Here is a 12,867-nt window from a genome sequence, read left to right on the forward strand (position 1 = left end):
CCGCGGTATCACGCTGGTTGAGGAAAGAGCAGGCAGGAGGCGAGGGTGTCACAACTTAGCGATGCGCTCAACTATTTATTCGCGTAGTGCTTCAGCAGGCCGCAGGTGGGGCAGCGGAAGGCGACGATGGGAAGCAGCGATTCGGAGTCGAGCTTCAGGTTGCCGAGAAAGGTCTTGGCGGTGGCAGCGCCGGGGTGCCAATGGCTGCGAATGATCTGCGCGTAGTGGTCGGGAACGAAGCCCGATTCCATCTCGACATGGCAATCGGGGCAGGTTTGTTTCGTGGCCATGATTCCATCCCTTGTGCGTTAGCCGTATGGGCGACCAGCTATCTGGTGATTGTACTTCTCCAGACGCGCCAAGGGATTGGAGTCATGATTTCAATGCTCGGCTGACGCGTTCGTCGACCGGCGAGCAATGGTTCGCCAACCATGCTTGGCGAGTCGCCAAACACCAAACAAGATCAGCGAAGCGGCGGCAACATACATTGACTGACGAAGCAGTTGGCTTTGCGCGAGGGTGAGCGTGAGGCCGGAGCCGAGCGCGAAGTAAGTCGCCACGCACAGCGGGCACTTGGGGATGCAAAGCCAACCGAGCAGACCACAGACGGTGAGCGCTCCGCCGGAGACGGAGCGCTGCGTGAACTTGGTTGATGCGATCGCCGCCGATGTCGCGGAGCAAGCACAACCGCCGCGCGAGCCCGAATCGTCACACTCCGACTCGGGCTGTGCGGGCTGGAGCATCGCCAGGGAAGATGCACGGGGCATTACGGCGCTCCGATCTTCACTGCGGCGGGTTCCATCCACGGATCGATAAAGCCCGGCACGCCGTAGCGGTCGTGATGCCGGACCCAAGCCATCCCTTCGACACCCGCTTCGTTGCGGCCGGTGGGAGTCAGATCGATCAGGTTGTAGACATTCAGCAAGTGATCGAGGCCACGGGCGTACATGGAGTACGTGTGATGAATGGCTCCCTGTTCGTCTCGCACAAACACGCTCAAGCCGGGCAGGTCGGTGAGTGGAAACGGCGGACCTTCGTAGTTGTAGATGGCGAGTCCGCTCGTATGGTCTGCGGGCGAGAAGTAGACGCCGAAATCGCGATCGAAGCTCGTTCCTCCGGAAGAAACCCAGCGAAAGCCCCAGCCCATGCGGTCGCGAAAGGCCTGCAACTTGTCGACAGGTGCGCGGGAGACGACCGCCATCGAAATATCGCGCTGCTGCAGATGCACAATGGCGGGATCGAAGTGGTCGGCAACCAGCGAACATGACTTGCAACCTTGCGACCACTCGGGCGCGAACATGAAATGATAGATCAGCAGTTGGCTGCGGCCATCAAACAGCTCCGCCAGCGTCACGGGGCCATCGGCACCGTCGAACACATACTTCTCGTCGACCTTGACCCACGGTAGCTCGCGACGATGGCGAGCCAACTCGTCCTTCCGCCGCGTCAGTTCTTTTTCTTCGTGCAACAGGCGTTTGCGATCTTCCAGCCATTGCTGGCGAGTTACGACTTTCTGGTTTGCGGACATGGGATGGCTCCTAGGGTAAGGGGAAGTTTGAAGTTCGTAGTTAAAAATGCGCGCGAAGTGTCCCTGCGAGCGCGAGAGCGATCGTTGATTTTTGGATATTGGTTAGCGGAAGAAGCTACTTCGCCTGAGCTTTCGCTTCAGCGAGTCTCTGCACGATGGCGAGCATGTGGGCCCAGCCTTCGTTGACCCCGTCGCGATGCTCGGCGGGGATCTCGCCGAAGCCGCGATGCAGCAGGTGGAGGCGAGTGCCGGTTCCCTCGGCAGTCAAACGATATTGCAGGTGATTGACGCCTGGATACGACATGAAGAGCGGGCCGGAAATCTCGATCAAGGCGGGGGGCTTGATAACTTGCACGTGCCCCCAGAAGTGGCCGCCGTGGCCACCGAAGTTATGTTTGCCGAGATCGCGGTACCAGCGACCGCCTGGCCAAGGTTCCAGAACCATCGGCATCGCCTTGCCACCGACGACTTCGTTCTCGGGGCCGAGTTGCTCGAGCAACGACTCGAACGCGATCTCCAGAGGCGCTGCGATGAAGATGTCTTTTTCCACGCGCAGGTTTTGAATCGCTTCGCTGATAACTTTGGCGACCATGGCAAGGGTTCCTGATGTACGTAATGAATGGTGGCGAAATCAGTTCTTGGCGGCACGTTCCGCTGCTTTGCGTTCGGCTCGCTCTTTCACGCGGTCAAGCTGATGCGACCAGAACTGCTCGAACGGTTGGACCCAGTCGTGCACGGGCTTGAGCTCCGCGGGATTCAGTGTGTAAAGACGGTTCTTGCCGTCTTTCTGCACCGATACGAGCCCCACTTCCTTCAGCACGCTTAGGTGCTTGGAGACCGCCGGCTGAGCCAGGTCCATGGCCTCAACCAATTCCCCTACAGACCGGGGAGTACCACTCGCCAGCAGGCGAATGATCTCTCGCCGCCTCGGCTCGGCAACGGCATTGAACACATCCGAGGTAGTAGCTGCTCGTGACATGCTGAAATCATATTCCGATATGGGAATATGTCAAGAGCGGATTCTCGAAGACCTGCAAACTAATCCACGCGTCGATACACGCCGAAGTTCTGCGCCGCGAGATCTCGCAGAAAGACATCGAAGGTGCCACCTTGCGCGCCGACACCAATTCCCAGCGCGTTGATGGTCGCGCGGCGAACGCGATTTTGCCGGCCGATGATCGTGAGGATCTGTCGCGGGTCGTCGATCTTGCCGCCGTTCGGCGCGCCGTCGGTGAGGAAGTAGATGGCATCGCAATCTTGCGCGAGGCCACTCACCAGTGCATCGTAAGAAGCAGTACGCGCGGTGGCAGTACCGCTGTAAATAAAGTCCGAGGCCTCTTGCTTGGCCGCGGGGGAGACTGGGACCAGTTCCCGTTTCCAAGGAACGACGGCGGAGTTGAAAGCCACGATGTTAAACCGCACCCCATCCGGCAAGTTGTTGACGGCTGTGTTCAATTCCCGCTTGGCGGCATCCAGCTTGCCTCCGCGCATGCTGCCCGAGTAATCGATGATGAACACGATCTTTGTGCCGTAGAGCGGCAGGCCGTAGTAAGCGGGAACATTGGCCGGAGATGCTGCTTTCGCAAATAGGCCCACCTCAGGCTTCTTCTCTGCGGGAAAGACAAACTTCGCTTCGTTCTCTTGCCACCAGGTGGCCCACTCGTGACGCTCTTCGGGCTTGAGGCCGCTGACCTGCAGCAACCGTCTTTCGATATCGGCCCGCGTCTCACCTTCGGCCAGCGCGTGATATTCGACGAGTTTGGCGATGGCGGCTTTCTCGTCGAACTTGCAGAACGCCTGCACCAGGGCCCGCTTGAGACCCGCATGCGAGGAAGCGGCTGGCAACTCTGCCATTCGTTGCAGCGATTGAAAGCTGGCTGCATCGGCGGCCTCTCCTAGTTGATCGATGACGAGTGCCAACAGAAGGATTCCGGCCGGCGATTTCTCGGCCTGTTCCACAACCCGCTCGGCGAGCTTTTGCACCGCTGGGTCATCTCCTTCCAGCAAGACGAGCGTGCGCACGGCTGTGGTGGGTTCTACCTTGTCGAGCTTCAGTTCCCGCAGAATATCGGCGAGGAACGTACGCCCCACTTCTTCCGAATTGCGAAACGTGCGGACCACATCGAAGCAACCGCGACGAACATCGGGGAAGCGCGTGATGGACCCCTGCAGCAGCAGTGTGCTCGCTGCTTCGGGAGTGGGAAACTCGCGAAACTTGTTCACCGCTGCCGCGCGAATGTCTATGTTACCCGACCGCAGATCTTGCAGCAATTTCGATTTCGCCGCCGTAAATGCAGCGCCAACTTCATCGGTCCAAGCCGGCTTCGCTGTGAAAGCGAGAGCGAGTCCGCAAGCAGCAACGAGGAGCAACAATCGTTTCATCGAGAGCGCCTTGCGCGAGAATCAAGGAGAGGCTGGATTGCTCACTTATTGTCAATCGCGCGAGACTCGGCGTCAAACGTGGAGAGCTGGGAACTAGGAACTGGGATCTAGGGGGAAGAAGTGAGTTTGACTCAGTTCCGAGCGATCATCAGATCGTGCACCAACTGTCGCTGCATTTCGTCACGGCGATTGGGTTCGGGCATGCGGAGGATAGCCGCGGGATGCCACGTGGCGAGTGCTTGGTCGGCAAAGTGACTGCGGATGCGCTGGCCGCGACCGGTGGTGAGGCGGAAGTCGCGGCCGAACAGTGCCTGCGCGCTGGTGCTTCCCAGGCAGACGATGGTGGCTGGCTTCAGTAGCGAAAGCTCCGCTTCGAGCCACGGCAGGCACGCTGCGACTTCGCGCGAATCGGGCTTTTGGTGCAGGCGGCGTTTGCCACGCGGCGTGAACTTAAAGTGCTTCACGACGTTGGTCAGATAAACCTGCTCGCGCGGCAATCCCGCTTGGTGCAGCGCATCGTCGAGCAGTTGTCCGGCGGGGCCGACAAACGGCAGGCCTGCCAAATCTTCGTTGTCGGCAGGCTGTTCTCCAATCAGCACGATGCGGGCATTGCTGGGACCATTTCCAAAGACCGTTTGCGTCGCGTGGCAATGCAAATCGCAGGCAGTGCACTTGCCGGCGGCTGAGGCGAGTGAGGTCAGGTCGAAGGATGCGGGGATGAACTGCGCAGCGGAGGAGGCGGGGCCTTCGCGCGTGTCGATCATCGTGTCGACGCGAGCCGCGGCTCGTTGCAGTAATTCGGGAATCAGCTTGGACTCGGGCAGGGTAGGCCAATGGCGCACCGGCATCTCTTTTTTCATCTGCGCCACATTCACCCGCGCCGGATTGAAGATGTTGGCATAGTATGTCTGCCAGAGTTCTTCCAGCGCGTCTTGTTGCGGTGCTTCACTGGCGGGAACGCCGTCGCCAAACGAGAGCGACTGCTGATCCCAATGGGCCGATTCGTCGGGCGTCAGAATCGACCAGGTCATGGTGGAAAAGCGACGCGCGAAGAAAGGGGTCGCTAAGCGCACGATGCGATGATCGGGGCGATGCCAGGCAACGAACACTTCCTCGCCGGAGACTTCGATTTTGCGAAACCGCACGAAGGCATGCATCTTGTGAATGTCGCGCTTGATCGCCTTGTTCATTTGCGTCAGCTGGTAGATGTCTCCGTCGGTCGTCACCTGCAGCAAGTGCCGCTCGCCATGCGTCAGTCGCCAGAGCGTGCGATAGAGAATCTCCCATCGCTGCGGTTCGCGATGCGCCGCGACGTGTTTGGCGAGCGTGAGAAACTCGGGTGGAACACGAGCGGCCGGCGAAGGCGCCGTTGGTGAAAGCAACTCACTGGGCAAGTTGTCGGCGCCGAAGAGTGAACGCTGTTCCTGGTGATGTTGATCCCAATGGATATCGGCGGGTGGAACCTCGGCGGCAAGTAATGCGCGCGCTGCGGTTCGCCAGTCTTCAAAATGTTGGACGGAAATGGAGTGCATCGGGAATGAGCCGGAAGCGTCAGCGCCCGGAGAGTATTTAGAGAAGCTTCTAGCAATTCCAACGGCGAGATCTCCGGGCGCTCACGCTTCCGGCTCAGCATGCCCTTACACCTCGCCCGTGAGCGCAGAGGTGGCGACATCGAACAGGGTGAGTTGGGTTTGCCGAGGTTGCAGGCGGCGTGATAGGTCGAGCTTATCGAGGTCGGCGAGTCCCGGGTTGTGATCGGCCGTGAGTACGAACGCCTTCGTGCGGTTCCAGGCGACGCGCAGTTTCTTCATGTCTTCGGTGCGCAGGTTTTGGTAGCGACGAATTTGCAAAATGCGATCGACGTTACGCACGCCCAGTCCCGGGACGCGCAATAACTGTTCGCGACTCGCTCGATTCACATCGACGGGAAAGTAGGGACGGTTGGCCAGGGCCCAGGCCAGCTTGGGGTCGATCTCGAGCGACAGGTTTCGTTCGGGGCCGACGACCAACTCGTCCGTTTCAAAACCGTACCAGCGAAGGAGCCAATCGGCCTGATAGAGCCGATGCTCGCGGACCAGCGGCGGAGACTTGCCCGGCAAGCGGGCGTCGGCATGTGGGATCGGGCTGTAGGCCGAGTAATAGACGCGGCGCAGGGAGTGATTCCGGTAAAGTTCGGTCGCCGTTCTCAACACATCGACATCGCGCGAGTCCGTGGCACCGACGATCATCTGCGTGCTCTGCCCGGCGGGTGCGAACGGGGCCGCTTTGAAGCCCGCCTTCTTTTCGGCTTGCGTTTCGTCGATCTTCTCGGCGATGCCGTGCATGGCACCGGTAATCTGCTCGCGCTTCTTTTCCGGAGCCAGTTGAAGCAAGTCGCCGGAAGTTGGCAGTTCGATATTCACGCTCAAGCGATCGGCCCAGCGACCAGCCTCCTCCAGCAAGCCGGCCGCCGCGTTGGGAATCGTCTTCAAATGGATGTAGCCGCCGAAGTACTGTTCGGTGCGCAGGGTTTTGGCTACGGAGATCAACTGCTCCATGGTGTAATCGCAGTTTTGGATAATTCCGCTGCTGAGAAAGAGCCCTTCGATGTAGTTTCGCTTGTAGAACTCCATCGTCAGCGACACCACTTCGTCGACGGTGAACCGCGCCCGCGGGGTATCGCTGGAAACGCGATTCACGCAGTACTGGCAGTCGTAGATGCAGTAATTCGTCAGCAGAATTTTGAGCAGCGACACACAGCGACCGTCCGGCGTATAGCTGTGGCAGATCCCCATGCCTTCCGTGCTGCCGATCTTGCTCCCCGCGCGAGTCTGCTTACTGCCGCTGCTCGCGCACGAGGCATCGTACTTGGCCGCATCAGCCAGAATCGCCAGTTTCGCGCGGACTTCCATGTGAGATCGCTGCTCAGTCGAGTTAGGTGACGATTGTCCACTAACAGTGTAGCGGCGAGGCAAGGGCTGGGAACTGGAGGCGGGAGGCGGGAGGCGGGAGGCGGGAGGCGGGAGGCGGGAGGCGGGAGGCGGGGGAAATTGCAACACTTGGTGTCCGGAGGTCAAGTAGCAATGACCGGGGATTTAGTGGGACAACGTAGCATTGGCTGTTGTAAGAGTGGACTTGTCTGAATTGCCAACACTACAATCTGGCCAAGCTTTGTCGTTCCTCTCCTGTCATCTCGATGCAACGGCGAACATGGCTAAGAAATCCGACTCCGCTGCTGAGCAACTGGCCACTTGGCTCAAGAAGCATCTGGCGAAAGTTCCTCCCAAGATTAATCTCTTGGGCATCGAGTGGAACGACCTGACGTTTACGGAGAAGCATCGTCGCGCAGGCCAGGGTCCAATGGTTCGCTTCTCGGTCATGGGCTTTCAGCACGATCCGAGTGAACCGTTCGACCCTGTAGATGAAAACCATCTGGACGAACTTTCGGAGCCCGCGTGGGAACCGCTCGACGACTGCCACCTACCGAAGTCCATTGTCGATGAGTTCGATCCCTACAAGCTGGTAGGCGACTTGCTGAACGCAAAGCCGGCGATTCATCCCGCGTTAGCCAAGCTTCCCGTGGCGTACGGCGAGCACGAAGGGGACGTGAAGGTATATCGACCCCGCGTGAAGAAAGTGGGGGCGAAGAAGGAACCAACCGAGGCTCCCATCTTCTTTTACGAGCTGCATGTGGAGGGACGCGGTAACTTCATTGGGACGTACGAGCTAGGCGACTTCGACGAGTCTGCCATCGTGGACCACGTCCGGATGCCCGGTCGCCTGGGTAAGGACGTCAAGCTGATGATGTCGAGCCGACCGGGCAAGCATGATTTTCTGCACTTTTATCGCGGTTGGATCGTGTGCTCGGAACGGGCCAAGAAGCTGTTTCAGTCCTACACGAAAAAGGTCCAGGTCTTTCCCGCTCCCCTGTGGTACAAAGACGCGCCGGTGCCCGGCTACTACGTCGTAAACCTGTACGAGAAGCTGAATTGCCTCCGCGACGAGGATGTTATCCCGGCGGACGATCCTAACGAACCGGGTGACTTCCACCCGGGCCGGGGCTATCAAATCCGCCGCTCGGTCGTGAAAGACAAAGGTGTCTTTCGCATCAACTACGAGCATTTTCGCCTGGTTGTCTCGCAAGCGTTCCGCGACGAAGTCGACCAACAAAAGATCACCGGCCTCGGTTGGCTGAAAAGGAAGTCGGTGCCGTAGGTTGAATTGTCGGCGATGAGCCCTGCCCGTTCTTTTCGCGCAGCGCAAATTGGGTAGCGATCTTCACGGGAAACGAACTCCAACGGAGTTTCTGCAAACTGCACCACCTGTGGGGTTGATGGACAGTGTTTTGACAAGCGAAAATGCAATTTCACGCATGACCTTGAGTTGCCAATTGGCAAACTTCGTAAATTTCTACGAGATCTTCGTCAGGAATGTTGGATCCGCGGCAAACTTGCTGATGAACAAGGTAAAGTCCGGCATGTCGATATGGAGGTTAGTGTATGAAACAGCTAAGACCGTTGATCGCTGCGGCAGTTGCAATTTTGCTTTCGGTCGCGACCGCGAATGCGTCAATCATTGCTTACGACAATGACGCAAATGCTGCGCCTCTGCAGAACTATGGGGGATCTTTAGGGCTGGATTTTGACGTTAATCAGACAATTGCTGTCACCTCTCTTGGGGCATTCTTCGGAAATAACATAAACAACCTGGAATCGATCAATGGCGGGGGAGTGACTGTTGGCATCTATGACCGCAACACCGAGTTGCTCGTAGGTTCTTCGGTGTTGATTAACTCAAGTACTTACACCCACATCGTTAATGGGAATGCGTTCCTCGCGCTGAATAGTCCGCTGGTTCTTGGTCCAGGCAACTACAGTGTCGTTGCTTTCAGTGACCCCAACTATAATTCTATGGGATCCGCTAATCTTTTTAGCACTATGAACGATGGAGGTGGTGTGATCTCCTTTGTCGGCACCGGTCGCTACGATCCCGTTGCTGGCATCTATCCCGAGATCATTGATGCTGGTCCTGCTAATCGCTACGCCGCCGGAACATTTGAGTTTGCCCCAGTTCCAGAGCCCACGACGATGGCGATTTGGGGAATAGGTGCGGCAGGTTGTGCACTGCTAGGCTATCGCCGTCGCAAACAACCTGTCTAGCGCCGAAACGATCCCAATAGCAGTTGTAAACTTTCTCGCGGTCCCTTGAAATTACCCTTTCTTTCGGGGACTGACGCAGTGAGTAAGGTGCGGTCGAATTGTTGTTCGTCAGATTAGTAGCAGGGTTGTCGGGCTCATCTACAGTTGCCTGTCCCAGCCTTTTCCTGCCCCACTCGCCCAATGTTCTCTGTCGCGACTTCTACTCGCGAGATTCTAGAACAAGACCTGCCGATGCACCTATCGTGGCAGGTGACTGCTCATGCATGCCAGCGACATCTACGCGCGTGAGTCGTCGCAGAACCTCATGATGCCGAAAACCCTGCTGAGTCGTTTCGCTGAAAACGAAATGAACTCCAATGAAGTTCCAGCAGGCTGCAACACGTAGCGTTGGTGGCAAGTGTTTTTGACCATGCCCCCAAGTACCCTGCGCGACTTGCGACTGGGCGCTAAAACTTCTTCGAGGTTGAAGGTCGTTGGGGCCAGCGAACCCTTAGTGCCCAGTCAAAATCCAGCCGCGGAAATCTCTTGCATTCAATAGTGAACAAGCGTACACTTACCGAGGTGTCAAGGAGTTACTTGTTACGTATTCTGGAGAACGGCTATGAATGAAGTGAAGGTGTGCGAAATTCGTGGAGAAGTGACTGTCGAAAATGGCGCGCAGGTGCCGGCGGTTGGAGTGCCTGGTGAAGTGGTTGCCGGCGTCGCCACACAGGCAGGGGGCATTCACAAACCCCAGGGGTTTGTGAACAGTGAGGTGGTGTTTTCCTCGGAAAATACTGCAAGTGGTGTTCACAAACCGGGTGAGATTGTTAACGAGTTTCAGTTGGACGACTTGTCGGACCAGATCGCTAAGCCCACGACAATCAGCACTGTGAGTTCGAGCGAAGCCGAGGCAATTGAGTGCGAATATGAGGTAATAGAGGAACGAAAACTGGCAGTGCCCAAACCGGTGCGGCTGGGACTGGGCGGTCGTCCGCGAATTCTGAATGATGACCTCGTTGGCAAGTTGTTTATGCTGGTCTCTGTTGGATTTTCACGACGTCAGGCAGCCGTGTACTTGGGAATCTCGCCGTCGGCCATCACGAACCGAACGAGATATTGTCAATAGTTGTGGATGGTGGAATTGAATTAGGCGGCGGCTTGGTCGAGGGGTAGGCCGTCTTGGAAGACGACTCCGCGGATGACATCGGGGAGGAGTTGAGCGCCGTTGAGTAGTCGCCAGCCGCGCGCGGCGCTTTCAGCGAGCTTGAACATCATGGTCAGCGAGGCGATGCGACTGCCGTTGCCTTTGGTGCGACGATGCCGCAGGCGAATGGTGGCGAACGTCGACTCGATTGGGTTCGTAGTTCGCAGGTGCCGCCAATGCTCCGCAGGAAAGTCGTAGAACGTGAGCAGCACGTCGCGGTCCTTGGCCAGGCATTCCGTGGCCTGTGGATATTTGGCTTGATAGTCGGCCACGAAGGCGTCGAACGCTTTGCCGGCCGCTTCGCGCGTGTCGGCCATCCAGATTTGATGCAGCATGTCTTTCGCTTTCGGTTGCTTGTTCTTCGGTAGCTTATCGAGAACATTGGCAGTCTTGTGTACCCAGCAGCGTTGCACTTTCGTGGCGGGAAAGATCTCGGCGAGCGCTTTCCAGAAGCCGAGGGCACCATCGCCAATCGCTAACTTGGGCGCCACGGCCAGGCCGCGGCGCTGCACATCGAGCAGCAGTTCTCGCCACGATTGAGCGCTCTCGCGATGGCCGTCCGTCATGGCGATCAGCTCTTTTTTGCCGTCTTTGGTGGCTCCCATCAGCACCAGAATGCACTGCCGATCCTCTTCCAGACGAATGTTCGTGTGAATGCCATCGGCCCAGACGTAGACGTATTCCTTCCCCGTGAGGGAACGCGCGGACCACTCGCGATACTCCTGTTCCCAAACGCTCTTCAGCCGCGTGACGGTCGTTGCCGAGAGCCCCGGACACTCCGGCCCGACGATCGCCGCGAGCGCGTCGTGGAAGTCGCCCGTGCTGATCCCCTTGAGGTACAGATACGGAATCAACTCCTCAATGCTCTTGGTCTTCCGCAGATACGGCGGCAGCAGCTTCGAGTGAAATCGTTCGCCGTCGCCAGCCTCGCGCCGATCATGCACGCGTGGCTGCTCGATGGCCACTTCGCCCACCCCCGTGACGATCTTCCGCTCCGGCAAGTGCCCATTCCGAACGACCTGACGACGGCCCCGCTCATCAGTCACGTGTGCGTGCTGGTCGATCCATTCCGCAACCTCGGCTTCAATGGCCTGCGCGAGCATCTGCTGTGCTCCTTGCCGAAGAATCTCGTGCAGCGATTCCCGAGACCCTGGCAACGCAATCGTCGATCCGTTAACTTCCTGCATGGTGGTGTGCTCCTTGGTGAAAAAGGTTCTTTTGCAAAACACTTTCTCGCCAAGCACACCGCCTCTTTCAATCACTCAACGTCCACGACTTTCGGTTATATCTCATCACGAACATGGCGAACCGTCAGCCCGAGTTTGCCGAGGAACTTCGACGGGCCGAAGAAATGAATGTGCTGCAAACCGAAATGACATTGATGGCGGCCGCACGTAAGAATTGGCGGGCTGCGGCGTGGTACCTGCAATTCAAGGCGAAGAATCCACCGCCCATGACGGAAGAGGAAAAAGAAGAGCGGCACCAGGAGCAATTGGCCGATCAGCGTCGCAGCGCCGAACTGACGGCAGACTGGGTCGCGGGAACGAATCGAGCATTTGCTCGGCGAAACAGTCCCGAGCAAGTTGTGGTGCGTACCAAACGGCGCGTGAAATAGACGCGATGCCGGTTGCCGGTAGCATTCGCACGCGTGGATGGTTCGAGCCACGCGTGCTGGACAGTGAATTTGCCGCGCGGAACAATCAGGCGTATTCACACAATCTTTTGCCAGGCTTTGTCGAATCGACCACTCCACCAGCGACAACCAATTAGCAGAAAGCAATTGTCGGAAATGTGTCTTCCCAACGAAGACACATTCTGTACACTTGTACACACTCGTCTGCCAGCCTGAACTGCTCGCGGTGAGCAACCGGTTGGCTCCCCTTCGGAGGTTTGCTGATGAACGTCAAGAATTGGTTGGTGGTGGCACTGGTAGCTGGAGTTTCGCTGACGGCAGTGAGCGGAATTTCACTCGCGCAGGAGAAGAAGGAACAGCCTCAACTGCCGGCTGAACTGAAGCTGCCGCCCGGTTGGACGCTGGAGGACATGCAAAAGTGCATGGCTGCCGGCACTCCGGGCAAGATGCAAGCGCACCTGGCGAAGGGTGTGGGAACATGGAACGGCAAGACCACGATGTGGATGTTTCCCGAGGCACCTGCCATGAAGGCCGACTGCGTATCGACCGTCAGCCCGATCATGGACGGGCGGTTTATCAAGGTGGAGATGAAAGGCGAATTTCCCGGCATGGGGCCGTATAGCGGTCTCGGCACTTACGGCTACGACAACGTGGGTGAGAAGTTCGTGTCGACTTGGATCGACAATCACAGCACGGGGATCATGAACGGCGAAGGGGACATTTCGGCAGACGGCAAAACCTTGACCTGGAAGTACAAATACAACTGCCCGCTCACGCAAAAGCCAACCGCCATGCGGGAAGTGGAGACGATTACGGGTGCCAATACCAAGACCCTGGAATCGTTCATGACCGATCCCAAGAGTGGCAAAGAGTTCCGCATGATGCTGATCGAACTCACGAAGACGGGTGATAAATAGCCACCCTTGATTCATGCCGGGAATTGCCAGTCACTCCCTTGCGACCAGGGAGTGGCTGGGCTTCTAATCAGGCAGCGGATAGA

General features: G+C 57.8%; 15 protein-coding genes. 6 read left to right on the top strand and 9 right to left on the bottom strand.

From position 1 onward, the window contains the following. Positions 1-71: 71 nt before the first annotated feature. The 8 genes from NA78x_RS26535 to NA78x_RS26570 form a co-directional block, all read right to left on the bottom strand. On the bottom strand, positions 72-290 hold the full coding sequence (locus NA78x_RS26535) for a hypothetical protein (protein ID WP_425615392.1): 219 nt from the start codon (positions 288-290) through the stop codon (positions 72-74). Between the two features lie 90 nt (positions 291-380). Then, a complete protein-coding gene (locus NA78x_RS26540) occupies positions 381-767 on the bottom strand; it encodes a hypothetical protein (RefSeq protein ID WP_425615393.1) in 387 nt (128 codons plus the stop codon). Further along, positions 767-1,528 (bottom strand): DUF899 domain-containing protein, encoded by a 762-nt coding sequence (locus NA78x_RS26545; RefSeq protein WP_425615394.1) that lies wholly within the window; start codon positions 1,526-1,528, stop codon positions 767-769. Before NA78x_RS26545 ends, NA78x_RS26540 begins: the two co-directional genes overlap by 1 nt. A 115-nt stretch (positions 1,529-1,643) precedes the next feature. Further along, positions 1,644-2,120: an SRPBCC family protein gene (locus NA78x_RS26550; RefSeq protein WP_425615395.1), complete on the bottom strand. Its 477-nt coding sequence runs from the start codon at positions 2,118-2,120 to the stop codon at positions 1,644-1,646. 39 nt (positions 2,121-2,159) lie between these two features. Continuing rightward, a complete protein-coding gene (locus NA78x_RS26555) occupies positions 2,160-2,507 on the bottom strand; it encodes an ArsR/SmtB family transcription factor (protein WP_425615396.1) in 348 nt (115 codons plus the stop codon). Between the two features lie 59 nt (positions 2,508-2,566). After that, positions 2,567-3,910, bottom strand: coding sequence for a VWA domain-containing protein (locus NA78x_RS26560; RefSeq protein ID WP_425615397.1), 1,344 nt, complete (start codon positions 3,908-3,910; stop codon positions 2,567-2,569). A 131-nt stretch (positions 3,911-4,041) separates the two neighbouring features. Continuing rightward, a complete protein-coding gene (locus NA78x_RS26565; RefSeq protein ID WP_425615398.1) occupies positions 4,042-5,442 on the bottom strand; it encodes a UdgX family uracil-DNA binding protein in 1,401 nt (466 codons plus the stop codon). A gap of 105 nt (positions 5,443-5,547) precedes the next feature. Continuing rightward, on the bottom strand, positions 5,548-6,801 hold the full coding sequence (locus NA78x_RS26570; RefSeq protein WP_425615399.1) for a putative DNA modification/repair radical SAM protein: 1,254 nt from the start codon (positions 6,799-6,801) through the stop codon (positions 5,548-5,550). Positions 6,802-7,099: 298 nt separating this feature from the next. Between NA78x_RS26570 and NA78x_RS26575 the strand changes: the two genes are divergently transcribed. The 4 genes from NA78x_RS26575 to NA78x_RS26590 all read left to right on the top strand — a co-directional run bounded on the left by NA78x_RS26575 (position 7,100) and on the right by NA78x_RS26590 (position 10,156). Continuing rightward, a complete protein-coding gene (locus NA78x_RS26575; RefSeq protein WP_425615400.1) occupies positions 7,100-8,104 on the top strand; it encodes an imm11 family protein in 1,005 nt (334 codons plus the stop codon). 284 nt (positions 8,105-8,388) lie between these two features. Continuing rightward, complete coding sequence (locus NA78x_RS26580) at positions 8,389-9,048, top strand: PEP-CTERM sorting domain-containing protein (protein WP_425615401.1); 660 nt, start codon at positions 8,389-8,391, stop codon at positions 9,046-9,048. A gap of 259 nt (positions 9,049-9,307) precedes the next feature. Continuing rightward, on the top strand, positions 9,308-9,433 hold the full coding sequence (locus NA78x_RS26585; RefSeq protein ID WP_425615402.1) for a hypothetical protein: 126 nt from the start codon (positions 9,308-9,310) through the stop codon (positions 9,431-9,433). 216 nt (positions 9,434-9,649) lie between these two features. After that, a complete protein-coding gene (locus NA78x_RS26590; RefSeq protein ID WP_425615403.1) occupies positions 9,650-10,156 on the top strand; it encodes a hypothetical protein in 507 nt (168 codons plus the stop codon). A 20-nt stretch (positions 10,157-10,176) separates the two neighbouring features. Here the strand turns inward: NA78x_RS26590 and NA78x_RS26595 are convergent, their stop codons facing one another. Further along, positions 10,177-11,421, bottom strand: a complete 1,245-nt coding sequence (locus NA78x_RS26595) for an IS256 family transposase (protein WP_425613880.1) — start codon at positions 11,419-11,421, stop codon at positions 10,177-10,179. 113 nt (positions 11,422-11,534) lie between these two features. Here NA78x_RS26595 and NA78x_RS26600 point away from each other — a divergent pair, with 113 nt between their 5' ends. Then, positions 11,535-11,849 (top strand): hypothetical protein, encoded by a 315-nt coding sequence (locus NA78x_RS26600; protein ID WP_425615404.1) that lies wholly within the window; start codon positions 11,535-11,537, stop codon positions 11,847-11,849. 281 nt (positions 11,850-12,130) lie between these two features. Continuing rightward, a complete protein-coding gene (locus NA78x_RS26605) occupies positions 12,131-12,784 on the top strand; it encodes a DUF1579 domain-containing protein (protein WP_425615405.1) in 654 nt (217 codons plus the stop codon). Positions 12,785-12,867 lie beyond the last annotated feature (83 nt).

This window comes from Anatilimnocola aquadivae (assembly GCF_049819085.1).
GTDB lineage: Bacteria > Planctomycetota > Planctomycetia > Pirellulales > Pirellulaceae > Anatilimnocola.

What these genes read in the sequence shown, in the direction of transcription:
- NA78x_RS26540 (WP_425615393.1), bottom strand. Translation starts at nt 767, where the DNA reads ATGCCCCGTGCATCTTCCCTGGCGATGCTCCAGCCCGCACAGCCCGAG.
- NA78x_RS26575 (WP_425615400.1), top strand. Translation starts at nt 7,100, where the DNA reads ATGGCTAAGAAATCCGACTCCGCTGCTGAGCAACTGGCCACTTGGCTC.
- NA78x_RS26580 (WP_425615401.1), top strand. Translation starts at nt 8,389, where the DNA reads ATGAAACAGCTAAGACCGTTGATCGCTGCGGCAGTTGCAATTTTGCTT.
- NA78x_RS26555 (WP_425615396.1), bottom strand. Translation starts at nt 2,507, where the DNA reads ATGTCACGAGCAGCTACTACCTCGGATGTGTTCAATGCCGTTGCCGAG.
- NA78x_RS26570 (WP_425615399.1), bottom strand. Translation starts at nt 6,801, where the DNA reads ATGGAAGTCCGCGCGAAACTGGCGATTCTGGCTGATGCGGCCAAGTAC.
- NA78x_RS26590 (WP_425615403.1), top strand. Translation starts at nt 9,650, where the DNA reads ATGAATGAAGTGAAGGTGTGCGAAATTCGTGGAGAAGTGACTGTCGAA.
- NA78x_RS26550 (WP_425615395.1), bottom strand. Translation starts at nt 2,120, where the DNA reads ATGGTCGCCAAAGTTATCAGCGAAGCGATTCAAAACCTGCGCGTGGAA.
- NA78x_RS26545 (WP_425615394.1), bottom strand. Translation starts at nt 1,528, where the DNA reads ATGTCCGCAAACCAGAAAGTCGTAACTCGCCAGCAATGGCTGGAAGAT.
- NA78x_RS26560 (WP_425615397.1), bottom strand. Translation starts at nt 3,910, where the DNA reads ATGAAACGATTGTTGCTCCTCGTTGCTGCTTGCGGACTCGCTCTCGCT.
- NA78x_RS26585 (WP_425615402.1), top strand. Translation starts at nt 9,308, where the DNA reads ATGCATGCCAGCGACATCTACGCGCGTGAGTCGTCGCAGAACCTCATG.
- NA78x_RS26605 (WP_425615405.1), top strand. Translation starts at nt 12,131, where the DNA reads ATGAACGTCAAGAATTGGTTGGTGGTGGCACTGGTAGCTGGAGTTTCG.
- NA78x_RS26565 (WP_425615398.1), bottom strand. Translation starts at nt 5,442, where the DNA reads ATGCACTCCATTTCCGTCCAACATTTTGAAGACTGGCGAACCGCAGCG.
- NA78x_RS26600 (WP_425615404.1), top strand. Translation starts at nt 11,535, where the DNA reads ATGGCGAACCGTCAGCCCGAGTTTGCCGAGGAACTTCGACGGGCCGAA.
- NA78x_RS26535 (WP_425615392.1), bottom strand. Translation starts at nt 290, where the DNA reads ATGGCCACGAAACAAACCTGCCCCGATTGCCATGTCGAGATGGAATCG.
- NA78x_RS26595 (WP_425613880.1), bottom strand. Translation starts at nt 11,421, where the DNA reads ATGCAGGAAGTTAACGGATCGACGATTGCGTTGCCAGGGTCTCGGGAA.